The sequence below is a fragment of the Streptomyces sp. NPDC102437 genome, assembly GCF_044765565.1.
Taxonomy (GTDB): Bacteria; Actinomycetota; Actinomycetes; order Streptomycetales; family Streptomycetaceae; genus Streptomyces.
This window is the reverse complement of record NZ_JBIWKI010000015.1, coordinates 14,170-30,748: the sequence shown is the minus strand read 5'-3', so window position 1 is coordinate 30,748 and position 16,579 is coordinate 14,170. Positions and strand designations below refer to the sequence as shown.

Annotated in this window: 15 protein-coding genes and 1 tRNA gene; 7 read left to right on the top strand and 9 right to left on the bottom strand. The window is 69.9% G+C overall.

The window, feature by feature from the left end:
* Positions 1-6: 6 nt before the first annotated feature.
* Positions 7-318: a hypothetical protein gene (locus ACIRJP_RS20540; RefSeq protein ID WP_351260222.1), complete on the bottom strand. Its 312-nt coding sequence runs from the start codon at positions 316-318 to the stop codon at positions 7-9.
* Between the two features lie 335 nt (positions 319-653).
* Between ACIRJP_RS20540 and ACIRJP_RS20535 the strand changes: the two genes are divergently transcribed.
* Positions 654-1,535: a bifunctional DNA primase/polymerase gene (locus ACIRJP_RS20535; RefSeq protein WP_404175921.1), complete on the top strand. Its 882-nt coding sequence runs from the start codon at positions 654-656 to the stop codon at positions 1,533-1,535.
* Here ACIRJP_RS20535 and ACIRJP_RS20530 read toward each other — a convergent pair.
* From ACIRJP_RS20530 to ACIRJP_RS20505, 6 genes are all read right to left on the bottom strand, one after another.
* On the bottom strand, positions 1,532-3,124 hold the full coding sequence (locus tag ACIRJP_RS20530; protein WP_404175918.1) for an ABC transporter substrate-binding protein: 1,593 nt from the start codon (positions 3,122-3,124) through the stop codon (positions 1,532-1,534). The two genes, ACIRJP_RS20535 and ACIRJP_RS20530, sit on opposite strands and share 4 nt — an antisense overlap.
* A gap of 434 nt (positions 3,125-3,558) precedes the next feature.
* On the bottom strand, positions 3,559-4,026 hold the full coding sequence (locus ACIRJP_RS20525) for an SAM-dependent methyltransferase (protein ID WP_404175916.1): 468 nt from the start codon (positions 4,024-4,026) through the stop codon (positions 3,559-3,561).
* Positions 4,027-4,090: 64 nt separating this feature from the next.
* Positions 4,091-4,420: an SCO4225 family membrane protein gene (locus ACIRJP_RS20520; RefSeq protein ID WP_404175913.1), complete on the bottom strand. Its 330-nt coding sequence runs from the start codon at positions 4,418-4,420 to the stop codon at positions 4,091-4,093.
* A gap of 138 nt (positions 4,421-4,558) precedes the next feature.
* Positions 4,559-5,002: a hypothetical protein gene (locus tag ACIRJP_RS20515; RefSeq protein WP_404175910.1), complete on the bottom strand. Its 444-nt coding sequence runs from the start codon at positions 5,000-5,002 to the stop codon at positions 4,559-4,561.
* A 146-nt stretch (positions 5,003-5,148) separates the two neighbouring features.
* Positions 5,149-5,233 (bottom strand) — tRNA-Ser (locus tag ACIRJP_RS20510).
* A 126-nt stretch (positions 5,234-5,359) separates the two neighbouring features.
* On the bottom strand, positions 5,360-6,802 hold the full coding sequence (locus ACIRJP_RS20505) for a trypsin-like peptidase domain-containing protein (protein WP_404175907.1): 1,443 nt from the start codon (positions 6,800-6,802) through the stop codon (positions 5,360-5,362).
* Positions 6,803-7,059: 257 nt separating this feature from the next.
* On the opposite strand from ACIRJP_RS20505, the gene ACIRJP_RS20500 reads away from it, so the two are divergent.
* From ACIRJP_RS20500 to ACIRJP_RS20490, 3 genes are all read left to right on the top strand, one after another.
* The gene (locus ACIRJP_RS20500) at positions 7,060-7,893 is read left to right on the top strand and encodes a glycerophosphodiester phosphodiesterase (RefSeq protein WP_404175904.1); all 834 of its coding nucleotides are present in this window, start codon (positions 7,060-7,062) and stop codon (positions 7,891-7,893) included.
* A gap of 53 nt (positions 7,894-7,946) precedes the next feature.
* Positions 7,947-8,597, top strand: a complete 651-nt coding sequence (locus ACIRJP_RS20495; protein ID WP_404175902.1) for an ATP-binding protein — start codon at positions 7,947-7,949, stop codon at positions 8,595-8,597.
* Between the two features lie 124 nt (positions 8,598-8,721).
* The gene (locus ACIRJP_RS20490) at positions 8,722-9,687 is read left to right on the top strand and encodes a DUF5926 family protein (RefSeq protein ID WP_404175899.1); all 966 of its coding nucleotides are present in this window, start codon (positions 8,722-8,724) and stop codon (positions 9,685-9,687) included.
* 727 nt (positions 9,688-10,414) lie between these two features.
* On the opposite strand, the gene ACIRJP_RS20485 is transcribed toward ACIRJP_RS20490, so the two are convergent.
* Positions 10,415-11,092: a bifunctional DNA primase/polymerase gene (locus ACIRJP_RS20485; protein WP_404175896.1), complete on the bottom strand. Its 678-nt coding sequence runs from the start codon at positions 11,090-11,092 to the stop codon at positions 10,415-10,417.
* A gap of 633 nt (positions 11,093-11,725) precedes the next feature.
* Here ACIRJP_RS20485 and ACIRJP_RS20480 point away from each other — a divergent pair.
* Both ACIRJP_RS20480 and ACIRJP_RS20475 read left to right on the top strand, forming a co-directional pair.
* Positions 11,726-13,117 carry a PP2C family protein-serine/threonine phosphatase gene (locus tag ACIRJP_RS20480; RefSeq protein WP_404175893.1) on the top strand — a complete coding sequence of 464 codons (1,392 nt, stop codon included), beginning with the start codon at positions 11,726-11,728 and terminating at the stop codon, positions 13,115-13,117.
* A gap of 140 nt (positions 13,118-13,257) precedes the next feature.
* Positions 13,258-14,721, top strand: coding sequence for an aminopeptidase P family protein (locus tag ACIRJP_RS20475; RefSeq protein ID WP_404175890.1), 1,464 nt, complete (start codon positions 13,258-13,260; stop codon positions 14,719-14,721).
* Positions 14,722-14,780: 59 nt separating this feature from the next.
* On the opposite strand, the gene ACIRJP_RS20470 is transcribed toward ACIRJP_RS20475, so the two are convergent.
* Positions 14,781-15,326 (bottom strand): ATP-binding protein, encoded by a 546-nt coding sequence (locus tag ACIRJP_RS20470; protein ID WP_404175887.1) that lies wholly within the window; start codon positions 15,324-15,326, stop codon positions 14,781-14,783.
* Positions 15,327-15,633: 307 nt separating this feature from the next.
* Here ACIRJP_RS20470 and ACIRJP_RS20465 point away from each other — a divergent pair, with 307 nt between their 5' ends.
* Positions 15,634-16,437: a hypothetical protein gene (locus ACIRJP_RS20465; protein WP_404175884.1), complete on the top strand. Its 804-nt coding sequence runs from the start codon at positions 15,634-15,636 to the stop codon at positions 16,435-16,437.
* The last annotated feature ends 142 nt before the right edge of the window (positions 16,438-16,579 follow it).

The window sequence follows — 16,579 nt, the reverse complement described above, 5'->3', positions numbered from 1 at the left end:
CACGGGTCACCAGAGGTTGGTGAAATTCACCGCGACGTTGTCGTTGTCCTGGTCGACCACGGTGAACCCCGAGCCGTTCACCTGCGCGGAGTTGCTCGAGTTCGACGCTCCGGAGCCGACGGCCTGCTGCTGGGACGTGGACGAGTTGCCGGAGTTGTTGCCGCCGACACCGCTGCCTACGACCGTCGCAACGGCCGCGTTGGATCCGTCGTTCGCGAACGAGCCGCTGTCGGCCTGGGCCACGCCGCTGAAGAGCGCGGCGGCGAGAGGCAGGGCGGCGACAGCGGCGAGGGCACGAGCGGTACGGATGCTTGCCATTTCAATTCCTCCAGAAACCGGAAGCACGGCTTGTTCCGAGGCAGTTGGCCGACCGCCCCGGTCTTGGTCACGACGTCGCGAGACCAGAGTTGCCCACCGGCCCCCCGGCGAACCGCCTGCGCGAGCCGATTCCCCCGCAGGCGTGAGGAAGCTCCGATAAACCTTTGTGCGCCCCAAAAGCCCCAGGCCATCCCCGCCTGCGCCCCGCCGGGGATCACCGGGAAACGACAGGGCGGCCCGGCCCCGTACCCCCCAAGAGGAGAAGCGTTCCTGCGGCCGGCCCGCCGACGCCACACTCCCTTCCCTTTTTCGAACACCTGAACGAAAATAGAGCCATGGCCATCACCGACCGGCGGACCGCCACCCTGGCCCTCGCCCACGCGCTCTCCGCCGCCGAGCGCGGGCTCCCCGTCATCCCGCTGACCGCCCGCAAGCTCCCCGCGCTGCCCTCTCCGCACCGGAACGACGACCGCCGGTCCACCTGCCGGGGCGCGTGCGGCCTCCCCGGGCACGGTGTCCACGACGCCACCACGGACCCGGCCGCCGTACGGGCCCTCTTCGCCGCCGCCCCCTGGGCCACCGGCTACGGCATCGCCTGCGGCCGGCCCCCGCACCACCTCATCGGCATCGACCTGGACGTCGACACCCCGGGCGGCGAGGACTCCGCCGTATCGCTCCGGCGACTGGCCCTGCACCACCTGTTCACCATCCCGCCGACCGTCACGGTCCTCACCCCGAGCGGCGGGCGGCACCTCTGGCTGACCGGCCCGCCCGGCATCCCCGTACCGAACTCCGCGAGCCGTCTGGCCCCCGGCATCGACATCCGGGGCACCGGCGGCTACCTGGTGGGCCCCGGCTCGGTCACTCCGCACGGCCGCTACCGACTGGCCCCGGGCACCGCCGGCCTGCCTCCGGCCCCCTGCCCCCGCGCGCTGCTGCGCCTGCTCATGCCCCCGGCGCGCCGCCGGACCGGGGCGGAGTCCCCGGACCGGGGCCGGGGACTGGTCCGCTTCGTCCTCGCGGCACGCGAGGGCCAGCGCAACACACGGCTCTTCTGGGCGGCCTGCCGCGCCTATGAACACGGCTACGGCGACGCCCTGGCGGACGCCCTCACCCACGCCGCCGTCCGCACCGGCCTCACCGAGCGCGAGGCCCGCGCCACCATCGAATCGGCGGCCCGCCTCACCACGACCGCTCCCGGAGCGACAGACGGCTAGGGCGCCATGCTGAGTTCCCAGAACCGGAAGACGGTGGACGTGTCCAGACAGTTCTGCAGGCCCCGGACGTTCTCGTTGGCGACCGCGTACTGCTTTCCCTGCCAGAGCGGCAGGAGCGGCAGCTGACGCGCCACGATGTCCTGGAGCTTGATGAACGCCGACCGGGTGTTCGAGCGGTCGGTCATGGACGAGGTCTCCGGGATGATCTTCTTGGTGATCTCACTGTTCTCGTAATTGTTCGACAGGACGTTTCCGTCGCCGAAGAACGGCTGGGTGAAGTTGTCGGGGTCGGGATAGTCAGGAACCCAGCCCTTGACGTAGACGCCGAACTTGCCCTCGGCGATGCCCTTTTCGTACTGGTCGAACGGAACGGACTTCATTCCGGCCTCGAACAGTCCGCTCTTGTTCAACTGATCGGCAATGGTCCGGAGTTCGTCGTCGGTGGCCGGTCCGTAACGGCTCGGCGTGGACCAGAGGGTGAGTTTCACCTTCTCCGTGATCCCGGATTCCCTCAGCACGTCCTTCGCCTTCTGCGGCTGCGGACGGTCGCCGTAGGTGTTGAAGAAGGAGTTGCCGTGCCCGGTGATACCGACCGGGACGATCGAGTAGAGCGGCGTCGCCGTGGACTGGTAGACCTGGCTGACCAGGGCGTACCGGTCGACGAGATAGGCGATGGCCTTGCGTACGGCGAGCTTGCCGACCACCGGGTCGGAGACGTTGAAGACCATGTGCTGGACTTCCGCGCTGCTTCCCTGGACGACGTCGATGCCGTCCTTCTCCGCGCTGGGCGAAGTGTCCAGGGCGGCGACCGTCTTGGCGGTGAGACCGCGGTACGCGATATCGACCTCGTCCTCCTCCAGCGCGGTCTTGAGCGCGTTCTGGTCGCCCTGGAAGAGCTTCATCGTCACGCCGGAGTTCTTCACCTCGGCGGTTCCGTGATAGCCGGAATAGACCGAGAATTCGGCCTTCGTCTTGTCTATGGAGTCCAGCTTGTAAGGACCGGAACCGACCGTCTCGCCGCCTTCGAGCAGCTTGTCCTCGGGATAGACCCGGCGGTCGACGATGGAGCCGGCACCCGATGCGATCTTGCTCGGGAACGTGGCGTCGGGCACCTTGAGGCGGAATACGACGGTCTTGTCGTCCGGGGTCCTGATCGACGAGATGCCGGAGAGCAGCGGCGCCGGTCCCGCCGGATCGTTGATCTTGATCGCCCGGTCGAAGGAGTACTTGACGTCCGCCGAGGTGAGGCTGTGGCCGTTGCTGAACTTCAGACCGTCGCGCAGGGTGCAGGTGTAGGTCCTGCTGCCGTCCGAGAAGGCACACTCGTCGGCGGCCTCGGGCACCGGTATGGAGCTTCCGGGCGGGAAACTCAGCAGCGACTGGAAGACGTTGTTGAACAGCAGCCAGGACCCGGGGTCGTACCCCGCGGCCGGATCGGTCGCCAGGATGTCGTCGGACATGCCGACGACCATCGTGTCCTTGCTCTCGAAGGGCCAGATCTGGTCCTCCGAGCCACAACCCGCCAGTAGCAGCACCACCGCCACTCCTCCTGAGATCAGAGTGGCCGACCGCCTCGTACGAACCTTCACAGAACGCGCCTCATACTCTCGGCCGGGAACGTGGGGCTCCCCGGACAACCGGATCAGGTCAGGAACTACTGCGAACGTCGCGACCGTCCAGCACTGTCAGCCCGGCCGTGCGCGGTGGTGCGGACCGAAAGCCTGCCTGGACATGGTGTTCACCAGGGTTGTTCGTGGTGACCGACTGCCGAATGGCAGCTGATGAACGATGAAAGGCAGACCATGATCGGCCTCGTGGTGCTTTGACAATCTAGTAGTACGCAGCGCTGTGTGGTGGCACATCATGCGACAAAAATCTTCACCCGCAGCCGGTGCCACAAACGTAAATGGCTGGTATCCAACCGTCCGCCCCACCACTCGCCCCGGCCACCGCGGCTACGCCCCTGATCAGCGAACTCCCTGCGGACAAACGCCGCTTGACCCACCCGGCCCGACGGCCCCGGCTACGGCTGGAAGTACTCCGACATCAGGCCGCTGACCCATTCCGGCTGCTTGATGTCCACAGGGCTGAACTCCACCATCACCGGCTTCAGGTCGATGACCGGGGTACCCGAGACGGCGTCGAGGCCCACCACCGCCAGTTCGCGGCCGTCGACGGATTCGACGGCGCAGCACGTCACCCCGATGCGGTTCGGCCGGCGGGGTCCGCGGCCGGCGAACACTCCGACGGGCGGAAGGTCGGAACGGCCGCGGTAGGGGCGGGGTTCGCGGTAGTCGTCGCGCTCCGGGAACTGGTCGAAGACGAAGAGGACCTCCACGTGGGAGAACCTTTCCAGGCCCTGGAGTGCCGCCTCGCCGAAGCGCTCGTCGATGGTGATCGTGCTGCGCACTGCACCCCAGTTGTCCGTGTGCTGGACATCCGTCCGGTCGTTACGGACCGTACCTATAGGTGTGATCTCGAAGCTCGCCATGGCTGGAGGCTATCCCCGCCGCGCGTGCTCCAGCAGGGGCCTGCCGAGCAAGGAACGGGACGGTTCAGCCACGGCTCGGACGGGGGTTCCCCTGGCGACGGCCGCGCAGAGCCGCCAGTAGCGCCCCCAGGGCGAACGACTGGACCAGAGCGCTGATGACGACCCCTCCGACCAGGTACCAGTAGGACGCCTCCAATCCCCAGACCGACTCGACCGCCCCTGCCGCCAGCAAGGAAGCGGGGGCGGTGAGAAGGAACGTCCATATCCCGACGATTCCGGGATCCTCGGACAGCGCGGCAGCCACTTCGAACACGACGCTCGCGCCGACGAGCCCCAGATAGACAGCGGAAGCAGCATTGGCGAAGGTCAGACGCAGCAGGGTGCGAGCACTCATCGATTCCCCCCAGAAGATGTGGTGCTGCCCATGCTCCTGGCCGGACCATGACACTGGCGTGAGTAGCCGTACTCAGTTCGCCCCTGCCCCGGCACTCCGGCCTCCGCAGCCAGTCAGCCCGCGGAAGCCCTGGTCGGCTCAGTCGCCGGAGTAGCCCCAGAAGTAGATCTCCCGCGGCTCCCCCCGGTCGTCATGGAGCACGGCGCACCGCCCGTGCCAACGCCAGTGGTCGAACTCCTCGAACCTCGGCACGTGCGCCCGGGTGAGTTTCCGCGCGCCCAGGACCCGCAGCGCCTCCTCCTCGGTCACCTGCTTGACCGTGCCGTGGTCCGGCTGCTCGTCGGGCCCGATGATCCGGAAGATGTCGAGGATCGAGTGCGTCCCGTCGTGCTGCACGAGCTCGTGCTCCCACAGTTCCTCCTCGGTCTCGGGCCAGGGCAGCCGCTCCCCCTCGGGCCACCAGTCGGCGCCCGGACCCCAGTAGTACTGCCGTTCCTCGAAGACCTTCCGTCGCAACCCCTCGAACGCCCCGACGAGATCTTCCTGATACGGCACGGAGTAGTCCCACCCCGAAGCACCCATCCGCCGTCCCCTCCTCACACAGCTCTGCCAGAACGGCCGGACGCTAACAGCGGCCACTGACACCACCGGGTGGACCGTCGTCCACGACGAAGGGGCGCCCCGTTCCCGGGACGCCCCTTCTCATCGGCGTGTTCGCCGAACTGCTGCGGTGGGTGTGGGATTTGAACCCACGGTGACTCGCGCCACGACGGTTTTCAAGACCGTTCCCTTAGGCCGCTCGGGCAACCCACCCCTGCTCCGCCAGCCTGTGACGGAGCGCCTACAGCGTACCGGTAGTCGGCCGTCGTCCGGATGCGCGGGAGGGCCCCGCGGGTGCGGGGCCCTCCTGGTGTCGGGCGCTGTGGACGACCGGCCGGGTCAGCTGTCGCCGCTGCGCTCCCCGAGGGTGACCTCGGCCGTCGCCGTCCGGCCGTCGCGCTCGTAGGTCAGCGTCACGTGGTCGCCGGGCTTGTGGGTCCAGATCTCGCCGATCAGGGTCGGGCCGCTGTCGATCGCGGTGTCGTTGAACTTCGTGATGACATCGCCCGCCTTGAGGCCCGCCCGGTCCGCGGGGCCGTCCTTCGACACCGCCTCCGTGCCGCCCGCCCCCTGGTTGGAGATGACCGCGCCGCTGCTCTTCTCGTCCATGGTGACCGTGGCGCCGATCACCGGGTAGACCGGCTTGCCGGTCTTGATCAGCTGCTGGGCGACGTTGGTCGCCTGGTTGATCGGGATCGCGAAGCCGAGGCCGATGGAGCCCGCCTGGGTCTGGCCGACGCTGCTGCCGGTCGACTGGATCGCCGAGTTGATGCCGATGACCGCGCCACGGGCGTCCAGCAACGGGCCACCGGAGTTGCCCGGGTTGATCGAGGCGTCGGTCTGCAGGGCGCTCATGTACGAGTTGCTGCCGCCGGAGCCGTCACCGGAGGCGACCGGGCGGTTCTTGGCGCTGATGATGCCCGTGGTGACCGTGTTGGACAGGCCGAACGGGGCACCGATCGCGATCGTGGAGTCGCCGACCGCGACCTGGTCCGAATTGCCGAGGGAGAGCGGGGCGAGCCCGGACGGCGGGTTCTTCAGCTTCAGCACGGCGACGTCGTAGCCCTGCGCCCGGCCGACCACCTCGGCACCGTACTTCTTGCCGTTGGAGAACGTCGCCGTGAGCTGGCCGCTGTCCGCCGCGGAGGCCACCACGTGGTTGTTCGTGAGGATGTGGCCCTCCTTGTCGTACACGAAGCCGGTGCCCGTACCTCCCTCGCCGTCGCCGCCCTGCGCGTCGATGGTGACCACGCTGGGCAGCGCCTTGGCTGCCACGCCCGCGACCGTGCCGGGATCGCGCTTGAGGTCCTGCGGATCGGCGGAGGCCGAGACCGTGGTCGAGCCGGAGCCGTTGCGGTCGGCCGCCCAGTAGCCGAAGGCGCCGCCGATGCCGCCGGCGATCAGCGCCGCGGCTGCCACCGCCGCCACCAGTCCGCTCATGCCGCGCTTGCGCGGGCCTTCGGGGGCGTACGGCTGGGGCTGCGCGCCCCAGACCGGGCCGCCGCCGCCCGCACCGTGGGAGGCGTACGCGGGCACGGCGGGCGGGGCCGGGGGCGGCCAGTCGGCTTCGGCGGCCGACTGCGCCTGCGGCGGATAAGGGGTGGTGTGGGGCTGGGGCGCGTGGGGAGGTGCGGTGGGCGACTCGGCCGCCGGGGCGGGGGTGGACTCGGGCTGGCTCCCGGGCGCCCCCTGAGGAGCACCGGCCGGCACTGGAGGTACGGACGGAACGGACGGAACGGCCTCGCCCGCAGTGCCCTCGTTGCCCTCGTTCTCTGTGCTCACAGCTCTTTACTCCTCGGGTTCCACATCAATTTCGGCAAGAGATCCGCTGTGTACGTGACCGGTAACAGCTTTTCCCAACGCACGTCAGGCCACTGTAAGCAGGACCTGTGCATCCGCACACCAATCTTTACATCGGTCAAAACGGTCCCCCGGTGCAAGACGCACCGCAGGGTGCGCCTCGGCCGCGCCCCGGAGGTGCGCGCTCGCGCCGTGCAACGTGCGCCCCAGCGGTCGCCCGACGGTGACACGATGACGCCGTGACTCACGCACGGCAGCAATCCACGCACCACCCCATCCAGGTCATCGCGCACCGGGGCGCGTCCGACGACGCCCCCGAGCACACCCTGGCCGCGTACCGGAAGGCGATCGAGGACGGCGCCGACGCCCTGGAGTGCGACGTGCGCCTGACCGCCGACGGTCACCTCGTGTGCGTGCACGACCGCCGGGTGAACCGCACGTCCAACGGGCGCGGCGCCGTCTCCGCCCTGGAGCTAGCCGACCTCGCCGCCCTCGACTTCGGCTCCTGGAAGGACCGCGAGGAGTCGGAGTCCCCGGACTGGGATCCGGTGCCCGGGGAGCTCACCTCCGTACTCACCCTGGAACGGCTGCTCGAACTCGTCGTCGAGACCCGGGCCGCCGGCCGTCCGCTCCAGCTGGCCATCGAGACCAAGCACCCCACACGCTGGGCGGGCCAGGTCGAGGAGCGGCTGCTGCAACTGCTGAAGCACTTCGAACTCGACGCGCCCCCGGCCGACGGCCCGTCCCCGGTGCGCGTCATGAGTTTCTCGGCGCGCTCGCTGCACCGCGTCCAGGCCACGGCCCCCACGCTGCCCACCGTGTACCTGATGCAGTTCGTCTCGCCGCGGCTGCGCGACGGACGGCTGCCGGCCGGGGCCCGTATCGCCGGTCCGGGCATGCGGATCGTACGCAACCACCCCGGATACATCGACCGGCTGCACCGCGCGGGGCACCGCGTGCACGTCTGGACGGTGAACGAGCCGGCGGACGTCGAACTCTGCGTCGGTCTCGGCATCGAGGCAATCATCACGAACCGCCCGAAACAGGTTCTGTCACAACTGGGACGTTCTTAACATCAGTTACACGGAGTGCACCGGCGCATTCGAAACGTATTCGATCGTTACGAGTGCGTCACCGGCAGTCCATCGGCCGGTTTCCGGTCCAGCCCAGGGGGGCATCCACTCCGTGGCGTGGGGCAAAGGAGGTCTCGGGGGTGGCGTTGGTGGTGGCACAGAAAGTGCCCACGTCGTCGAGCATGGCCGTACCCCATGGCCCTGCGGGCGTGGGCCAGGCGCGGCACCGGATGCGCGAGCAGTTGCGCAGTCACGGGGTGTCGGATTCGGTCGTCGACGATGCAGTACTGATTCTTTCCGAACTGCTCAGCAATGCCTGCCGGCATGGCAGGCCACTGGGCCGGCACACGGATGTGGGTGACGGCGACGTCCGCGCCGCGTGGCGCGTCGACAGAACGGGTGGGCTGACCGTCGAAGTGACGGACGGCGGCGGTCCCACCCGTCCGGTTCCGGCCACCCCTTCGGTGACGGCGCGAGGCGGCCGCGGGCTCAACATCATCAGCGCGCTGGCCGACGAGTGGGGCGTACGCGACAGCTCGTCCGGTGAAGTGACTGTCTGGGTCCTGGTCAACGAGGTGCACGGGCAGCAGTCCGGGGTGCCGGGTGCGGCAGGGCCTGGCATGCCGGGAACCGGCGTTTCGGGGGCCGGCGTTTCGGGGCTCGACGCGCTGGGTTTCGCGGACGCCTTCGACGACGTGAGCTGACGTTCCGGCACGGATGCCGGTTACCGGCGTACGCGTGGGCGCGTGGCATGTGTGTCCCGAACGCGACGGGGACGGCTAGGCTCGCGGGCCAGACCGCACTGTCGCAATCGGGAGAAAGCCCACCATGGCCAAGAAGCGCCCTCAGACCAAGGCCGGGAAGCAGCAACTCAAGGACGGCGAGATCCCGGTGGTCGGGGCTCGCGAGCCCTGCCCGTGCGGTTCGGGCCGCCGCTACAAGGCGTGTCACGGCCGCGCCGCCGCCCAGGCCGTGACCGAGCTCGTCCACCGTCCCTTCGAGGGTCTGGCCGGGGAGTGCGACTGGGTCGCCCTGCGCGAACTGGTGCCGGCCGCCACGGTGGCGCTGACGCTGAAGGACGGACTGCCCGAGGGCGTGCCCTCGGTGGAGCTCGCGACCGTGCTGCCGATGGCCTGGCCGGCGCTCCGCCGCGACAACGGTTCGGTGCTGCTCGCCCTGCAGAACGACACCCCGTCCGGCGACCTCAGCCGTGACCTCGCGGACACCCTGCTGCGGGCGCTCGCCGCCGAGCCCGGTTCGCCCGTGGCGGCGCAGCGCGTGCCGGCCGACGGTCCCCGGCTGCAGGATGTGCTCGACCCGGATGCGGCGTTCGAGCCCGCCGTCCACCCCGGCTTCGAATTCTGGGTGCCGGACGCGGAGAACGCCACGCCCGAGGTGTCCGCCTCCCTGGAGCGCGCGAACGAGGCGGCGATCCCGACGACGCGGCTCGCCGGTGTGGATGCCGCCTACTGGTGCGAGACCCCGGAGAAGAACCACCTTCGCTGGGTCATGCCGCACGCCGAGGAGCGGCTGCTCGACGCACTCGCCCGGCTGCACGCCGCCGGCACCTCCTCGCTGGGCGAGGGCACCAGGCTGGTCGGGTCCTTCCGGGCGCACGGGCTGATGGTCCCGGTCTGGGACCTGCCGAGCGCGATGGATGCCGAGGAATGCGAGAAGCCCGCGGCGGAGTTCGCGGAGCGACTGACCGAGGCGCTCGCCTCGGACGCGCCGCTCACCGCGGAGGAGAGGCGGGCCCGCGGCGGTCTCACCAACCGCCAAGTGACGCTCAGCTGACAGTGACGAACCCCGGGCCCCACCGGGGTCGTCAGGTGACTCGCGTCACAACTCGCCGTACTCGCAGGTAAATCCCTGTCCGAATACGCGAGATCGAATTTGCGAACGGCAGATCTCTTGTTACCGTTCTAGAAGCCCGGTCGCTGGTGCATCCCCCGTCGCCAGCGATCGGGCGTCCTCATTTCCGGATGCGGCGCACAGCGCGCGACACGGCGCACGAGCCCGCGCGCAAACCTCTCGTCGATACGCCCGGCTAGATCGGACACGACGGATCGCGCCCCCAGAACTCCTCTGTTCCACCCCGGGCCCTCACCTTGCCCGTTTGACGCCCCGAGCCGCGTACGGACCGATCGGTCTCGGACAGATGCCTGGTCGGGCGCCGGATGCCGGGTTCCGGATGCCGGGTTCCGGATGCCGGGTTCCGGACATCAGCGGGTGGACGATCCGAGTTACTCGAATAAACATTCGAGTAACTCGTCCACAGTGTTCCGGAAAGGCCATCGGAAAGCCTTCCGCCGCCGCACTTTGCAGCGACGGAAGCAGAGGACTTTGCATTTGCGCGGCATGAGCCGAGATCGGAACCGGAGCCGTATGCGACATGCGGAAACCGATCACCGGATATTGACGAGCCTCATTGGTCGGCTTCAGATGGGTATCTGACGGTCCGCCGGATATCCCGGCGGAATACCGGGCACACGCGATTCACCCCGGTACCCGCCGGCACCCGTCAGTACGCGAGCCGGCTGCCGCCGTCCGGTGCGCCGCTGCTCGCCTCGACCAGCGCGTCCAGCACCGCCCCCACATCCGGCAGCCACGGCGCGTCCGGCGCCGGGGCCCGCTCCCAGCGCACCTGCCCCGCCCCCACCTCGGACGGCGGGAGGACGAGATAGCCGCCCTCGCCATGGAAACGCAGCGAACTGGGCACCCAGTCCTGGGCGTGCAGCAGCTCACCGAGCCGTTCGAGGCTGTACGGGGCGACCAGCAACGACCACCGTGTCGGCGTCGCCACCACGGGGCCGAGCCGCACATGCATCCCGTCAAGCTCCACCAGCGCGCGGGCGGCGGCCACGGCCGGCAGGCTCAGCGCGCACGGGGCGCGCCCGCCGGCGGCCAGGAGGATCGGGGCGGTGGGCCGGTTGGTCCACCACCAGCGCACCATGCGCTCGTCGGTGGTCGCCGCGAGGAGACCGGGATCGAAGGGGTGTGCGCCGGGCACGGCGCACTCAGGATCGGGACAGGCGCAGCCGCGGCCACGGCCTCCGCGGGCACCGGCCGCCTGCAGTCCCACTCCGGGAAGCACGGGCCACTGCCATGCGGTGGCACAGGTCAGGGCCGCGTCGAGCTGGGCGGACCTTCCCCTGCGCCGGAGCCGGAGCCTGCGTCGCCTTCCGAGGATCTCGCGCATGAGCGCTCGTTCCTTTCCGTTGAACGCCGAGGGTCCACGTCACACCACGTGCGAGTTGCTGTACGTGTACATCACTTCACCGTGCGTACATGCTCTTCGAATCTGCGGTACGGGTGGGTCGTCGGTACCGAGCATGGGCCGTGCCGAGTCGAGCAGGTGCGAGACAGGTCCGGACCGATGGGGTCCGGACGAGCGCGGCGAGTGGCAGCGCGCATGTCGCGCCTGCCGTACCAAGGTGCAAACCCCGCCACTCGGGGGTGGGTGCGTGGCCGTCACTGGAGAGGACGTCCGGGCCCGCTGCCGGGTTCCGGGGCGATCAGAACTGCCCCTGGCCTTCATCGATTACGTACCCAGCATGCCCGAAATGACGCTCCTCCGGGACTTCACCCTGAGAACGCCCCCTGTTCGAGCACACCCAGTCGACCGTAAATAGTTACCCAAGGGTGCGTTTTTTGGCCAACTTGGCGGCCACTCTGACACCATAAATCCCGTGGTGACAATGCTGGACATCGCCTCACTTGTGCGTGTACATGTGGTGCACGTGTACATGCGGATGCCCTGATAGCGACGCAGAATGACATGGGGGTTTGCGATGCTATTCGACGAAACGCACTGGTCGGAAAGTCGGCAGCCATGAGCGCCCCACACCTCCCGAAAGTGGCTGGAATCGACCCCACAGTTCCGGTTTCAGCGCACACTGCCGGGTCTCTGTCCGAAGTGCCCTCCGCCCCCGGGGCCTTCATCCAGGATCGGCTCGCCGGCTGGATCTCCGACCTCACCACGTTGCACGAACTCACCGAGCGGCTGGCCAGAACCAGCACGCTCGACGATGCGCTCCACGAACTCCTGGATGCCGGGGCAGCCCTGGTCGGCGCCCGCCGCGGCCTGGTCGTCTTCGAACCGTCCGACCGCCGCGGCCCCGTGTCCACCATCGGCCTCGGGCTCGCCCATGCCGAGCTCGGGCAGATCGAGACGATTCCGCGCACCGCCACCTCCTACGGCCGGATCCTGGAAGGCCTCCCGGATACCGAAGGAGCACTGACCACCCCCGATCTGCTGGGCGACCCCGGCCTGGACCCCCGCCGCCGCGAAGTCGCCGCCCGGCTCGGATACGCCGCCAGCTACGCCGTACCGATCACTGCCGAGGCGACCGGCAGACTCGGTGCCGCCGTCTGGCTGTACGACGAACCCGCCGAACCGCTGGAGCGCCAGCGCCATCTCGTCGGCCTCTACGCCGGACACGCCGGCGAACACCTGGCCAGGCTGCTGGAGCTGGAGCGGGCCAGGGCCGATGTCTCGACCGTCATGGAGGAGCTGCTGCCCAGCCGGCTGCCCCAGGTCCCCGGCGTGCAGCTGGCCGCCCGCCACCGCAGGGCGGCGCAGGGCGGCGGCGACTGGTACGACGCGCTGGCCCTGCCGGAGGACGCGCTCGGTCTCGCGGTGGGCTCGGTGAACGGCTCCGGGCCGAGTGCCCTGGCCGCCATGGGACGACTGCGGGCGGGTCTGCGGGCGTACGCGGTGATGGAGGGCGAGGACCCGGTCGCCGTGCTCTCGGACCTGGAACTGCTGTTGCGGCTCACCGAACCGGCCCGTACGGCGACGGCGCTGTTCGCGTACTGCGAACCGGCCGAGCGCAGGATCCTGCTGGCCGGCGCGGGCCACGCCCCGCCTCTCCTGATCGGCGACCGGCGCACCGAATTCATCGAGACCTCGGTCTCCGCGCCGCTGGGCATGCTCGCCTGCTGGGAGGCGCCCAGCGTGGAGATCGTCCCGGCGCCGGGCGAGACCGTACTGCTCTACACCGACGGGCTGCTGCACCGCACCGGCGTCTCGACGGACCGGGCGTTCGCACGGCTGCACTCGGCGGCCGCGTCCGTACCGAAGGCGATGCGCCACGACGCCGGAGCCGTCGCCGACCATGTGCTGCGCACCGTGCTGCCGGACGGGCTCGACCGCAGCGACCGCGCTCCCGATCCCGGTGACAGTGCCGAGGACGTGGTCGTACTGGCCGCGCGTTTCGACTGAGCGACCCCAGGTCTCGCGGGGTTCCCCGCCCCGTCCGCCTGCCCCGGTCCAACCATGTAACAGGTCCTCCGGCCCTGTGCCCCCTTCCGTACGCCCGTACGATGGACGGGGTCCAGTGTCGTATCAAGGAGAGACAAATCGTGGCTGAGGAGCTCACCCCGGAGAACCCGGAGACCGAGGAAGAAGAGACGGTCAAGCAGCGGAAGAACGGCCTGTACCCGGGCGTCTCCGATGAACTCGCCGCGAACATGAAGTCCGGTTGGGCCGATACCGAACTGCACGGCCTCGAACCGATCCCCCAGGCCGTACACACGGCCGCCCGCCGCGCCGCGCTCTCCGCGCGCTTCCCCGGTGAGCGACTGGTCATTCCCGCGGGCAACCTGAAGACCCGCTCCAATGACACCGAGTACGCCTTCCGCGCCTCCACCGAGTACGCGTACCTCACCGGCGACCAGACCCAGGACGGCGTCCTCGTGCTGGAGCCGACGGAGGACGGTCACGAGGCGACCATCCATCTGCTGCCGCGCTCCGACCGTGAGAACGGCGAGTTCTGGCTCGACGGCCAGGGCGAGCTGTGGGTCGGCCGCCGCCACTCCCTCGCCGAGGCCGAGCAGCTGCTGGGCGTCCCGGCGAAGGACGTGCGCAAGCTCCCCGCCGCACTGACCGAGGCCACCGGTCCGGTCCGGGGCGTCCGCGGCCACGACGCCGGCATCGAGGCCGCGCTTACCGACAAGGTCACCGCGGAGCGCGACGAGGAACTGCGCGTCTTCCTGTCCGAGGCCCGGCTGGTCAAGGACGCCTTCGAGATCTCCGAGCTGGAGAAGGCCTGCGACGCCACCGCGCGCGGCTTCGAGGACGTCGTCAAGGTCCTCGACAAGGCCGAGGCGACGAGCGAACGCTACATCGAGGGCACCTTCTTCCTGCGTGCCCGCATCGAGGGCAACGACATCGGCTACGGCTCGATCTGCGCGGCCGGCCCGCACGCCACCACCCTGCACTGGGTGCGCAACGACGGACCGGTGCGCTCCGGCGAGCTGCTGCTGCTCGACGCCGGCGTGGAGACCAACGACCTCTACACCGCCGACGTCACCCGCACCCTTCCGATCAACGGCACGTTCACGCCGCTGCAGCGGAAGATCTACGACGCCGTGTACGAGGCGCAGGAGGCGGGCATCGCCGCCGTCAAGCCCGGCGCCGCCTACCGCGACTTCCACGACGCCGCACAGCGGGTGCTCACCGAGAAGCTCGTCGAGTGGGGCCTGCTTGGCGACCTGACCGTGGACAAGGTCCTGGAGCTGGGGCTCCAGCGCCGCTGGACGCTGCACGGCACCGGTCACATGCTCGGCATGGACGTCCACGACTGCGCCGCCGCGCGCACCGAGGCGTACGTCGACGGAACGCTGGAGCCGGGCGTCTGCCTCACGGTCGAACCCGGTCTGTACTTCCAGTCCGACGACCTGACCGTGCCGGAGGAGTACCGGGGCATCGGCGTCCGGATCGAGGACGACATCCTCGTCACCGAGGACGGCAACCGGAACCTCTCCGACAAGCTGCCGCGCCGGTCCGACGAGGTCGAGGAGTGGATGGCCCGGCTCAGGGGCTGATCCATCCGGCCCGGCCTTCCGGGCCGGAAGGCCGCGGAACCCGGCGAAGGACGCCCTGCTCAGGACACCATGAGCAGGGCGTCCTTCCGCCATTTCAAGACCTTGTCGAAGCTGACGACGGCACCGCGGCCGGGGCGGTTGCCGAAGTGCACGTGGTCGGCGAGCTGCTCGATCAGGCACAGCCCCCGGCCGTCCTCGGCTCCGAGCGGCGGGTACTGCCGGGGTTCGTAGTTCTGCGCCGTCGTACGAAGGGGGCCCCGGGCTGGGAAGCCGGGCCCCGAATCGGCCACCTCGATACGGCACTTCTCGCCGTCCAGGTAGGCGGTGACCCGGTATTGCGCCGAGGCGGCGCCGGGCAGCTCGTCCCACACGTCCCACGGATCCCGGGTGCCGAACCGGTCACCCTGGCCCTCCGGGTCCTCATGGACGCCGTGGTCACCGCCGTGCTCGACGGCGTTCGCGCAGGCCTCGCTGAGTGCGAGCGACAGGTCGAAGGAGATGTCCGGGTCCACGCCCGCGGTCTCCATGGTGCCCAGCAGGAAGCGGCGGGCGAGCGGAACGCTCGCAGCCTCGCGCCGCAGATGGAGGGACCACCAGATGCTCATGCTCCAGCCTCCTGGCTGCGGCTCGACATACCGATACCTATTGCCGCGCAGCGTCGTTCGTAAGCGCAGACCGGATGTGAGACCGCTCATTCGGCGGATACCAGCTCCACGTGCGCCCGTGTATGCCCGCCGTACACCGCGCGAGTCCGATCCGGCCGGCATGCTCCACCCGGCATGTTCCACGTGGAACGTTCCGCTTGGCACGTTCCACCGGTACGTGCCCACCGGCTCGTTCCAATCGGACGGAAGCCGACCTTCCGGACCTGCCGTACGGAACCCGGGGACCCGGTGCGATGATGACCCCGCCATGTCTATGCCGGTCGCACGCGCCGGAGCCGGTCTGCGGCTCCTGAGGACCGCGGTGTTCGCCGCGGTCTGTGTCGCGCTGTCCGCGGCCGGTCACACGCTGGCCTCCTGTGCGCCCGTCCCCTGGTGGACCCTGCTCGCGGGGTTCCTGGGGATGTCCGCGGTGGCGGCACCGCTCGCCGGACGCGAGCGTTCACTGCCGTCCATCGCCGCCGCGCTGGCGGGTGGACAGATCGCCCTGCACGCCCTGTTCGGCATGGGCACGCACAACACCCCGGCGAACACCGCAGCGGGGGACGACTCGTTGATCCGGTTCGCGGCGAGCCTCGTGTGCGGGGCCGGTCCGGCGCAGCTGAGCGCCGCCGAGGCGCACCGAATCGTCACCACCGCGGGCATCGACCCGGCGGCGGTGGCGGGCGGCGGCCATCAGCACCTGGCCGCCTCGTCCGGTGCGGATCCGGCCGCGCTCGCCACCCTGCTGCCCGACCTGCCCATGCTGCTCGGCCACTTGCTGGCCGCGGTGGCCACGGGCTGGCTGCTGCGCCGCGGCGAGATCGCCCTGTTCAGGCTGGTCCGGCTGTCCGCGCACGGCGCCCAGGAGATCGCGGCCGGGGCCCGGCTGCGCGCGCTGCGCGCCGCGCTCGCCCTGGTCGACGCCCTGCGCGCCGGGCTTCCCGGCGGCCCGACGACCGGGCCGCGCATCCTCCGTACGGCGGTCGACGCCCCGGCCCCCTCCACCGGGGACCCGTTGCAGCACCAGGTGATCAGGCGCGGTCCGCCACTCGCGTACGCACTCGCAGCCTGACGCGACACCTCCACCCGGCACACGGACCGCTCGGTTCCGTACCCGGTCGGCGCATGCCCGCCGTTCGGAGGGGAGAGGTGTCGTGATGCCGGCGCGCACCCGCGCGCCGCACCACCTTCCTTCGTGCTTCCGTGGAGTGATA

Coding starts and splice junctions, on each gene's coding strand:
- ACIRJP_RS20470 (WP_404175887.1), bottom strand. CDS start 15,326: ATGAGCATCTGGTGGTCCCTCCATCTGCGGCGCGAGGCTGCGAGCGTT.
- ACIRJP_RS20540 (WP_351260222.1), bottom strand. CDS start 318: ATGGCAAGCATCCGTACCGCTCGTGCCCTCGCCGCTGTCGCCGCCCTG.
- ACIRJP_RS20465 (WP_404175884.1), top strand. CDS start 15,634: ATGTCTATGCCGGTCGCACGCGCCGGAGCCGGTCTGCGGCTCCTGAGG.
- ACIRJP_RS20535 (WP_404175921.1), top strand. CDS start 654: ATGGCCATCACCGACCGGCGGACCGCCACCCTGGCCCTCGCCCACGCG.
- ACIRJP_RS20480 (WP_404175893.1), top strand. CDS start 11,726: ATGAGCGCCCCACACCTCCCGAAAGTGGCTGGAATCGACCCCACAGTT.
- ACIRJP_RS20490 (WP_404175899.1), top strand. CDS start 8,722: ATGGCCAAGAAGCGCCCTCAGACCAAGGCCGGGAAGCAGCAACTCAAG.
- ACIRJP_RS20515 (WP_404175910.1), bottom strand. CDS start 5,002: ATGGGTGCTTCGGGGTGGGACTACTCCGTGCCGTATCAGGAAGATCTC.
- ACIRJP_RS20525 (WP_404175916.1), bottom strand. CDS start 4,026: ATGGCGAGCTTCGAGATCACACCTATAGGTACGGTCCGTAACGACCGG.
- ACIRJP_RS20485 (WP_404175896.1), bottom strand. CDS start 11,092: ATGCGCGAGATCCTCGGAAGGCGACGCAGGCTCCGGCTCCGGCGCAGG.
- ACIRJP_RS20520 (WP_404175913.1), bottom strand. CDS start 4,420: ATGAGTGCTCGCACCCTGCTGCGTCTGACCTTCGCCAATGCTGCTTCC.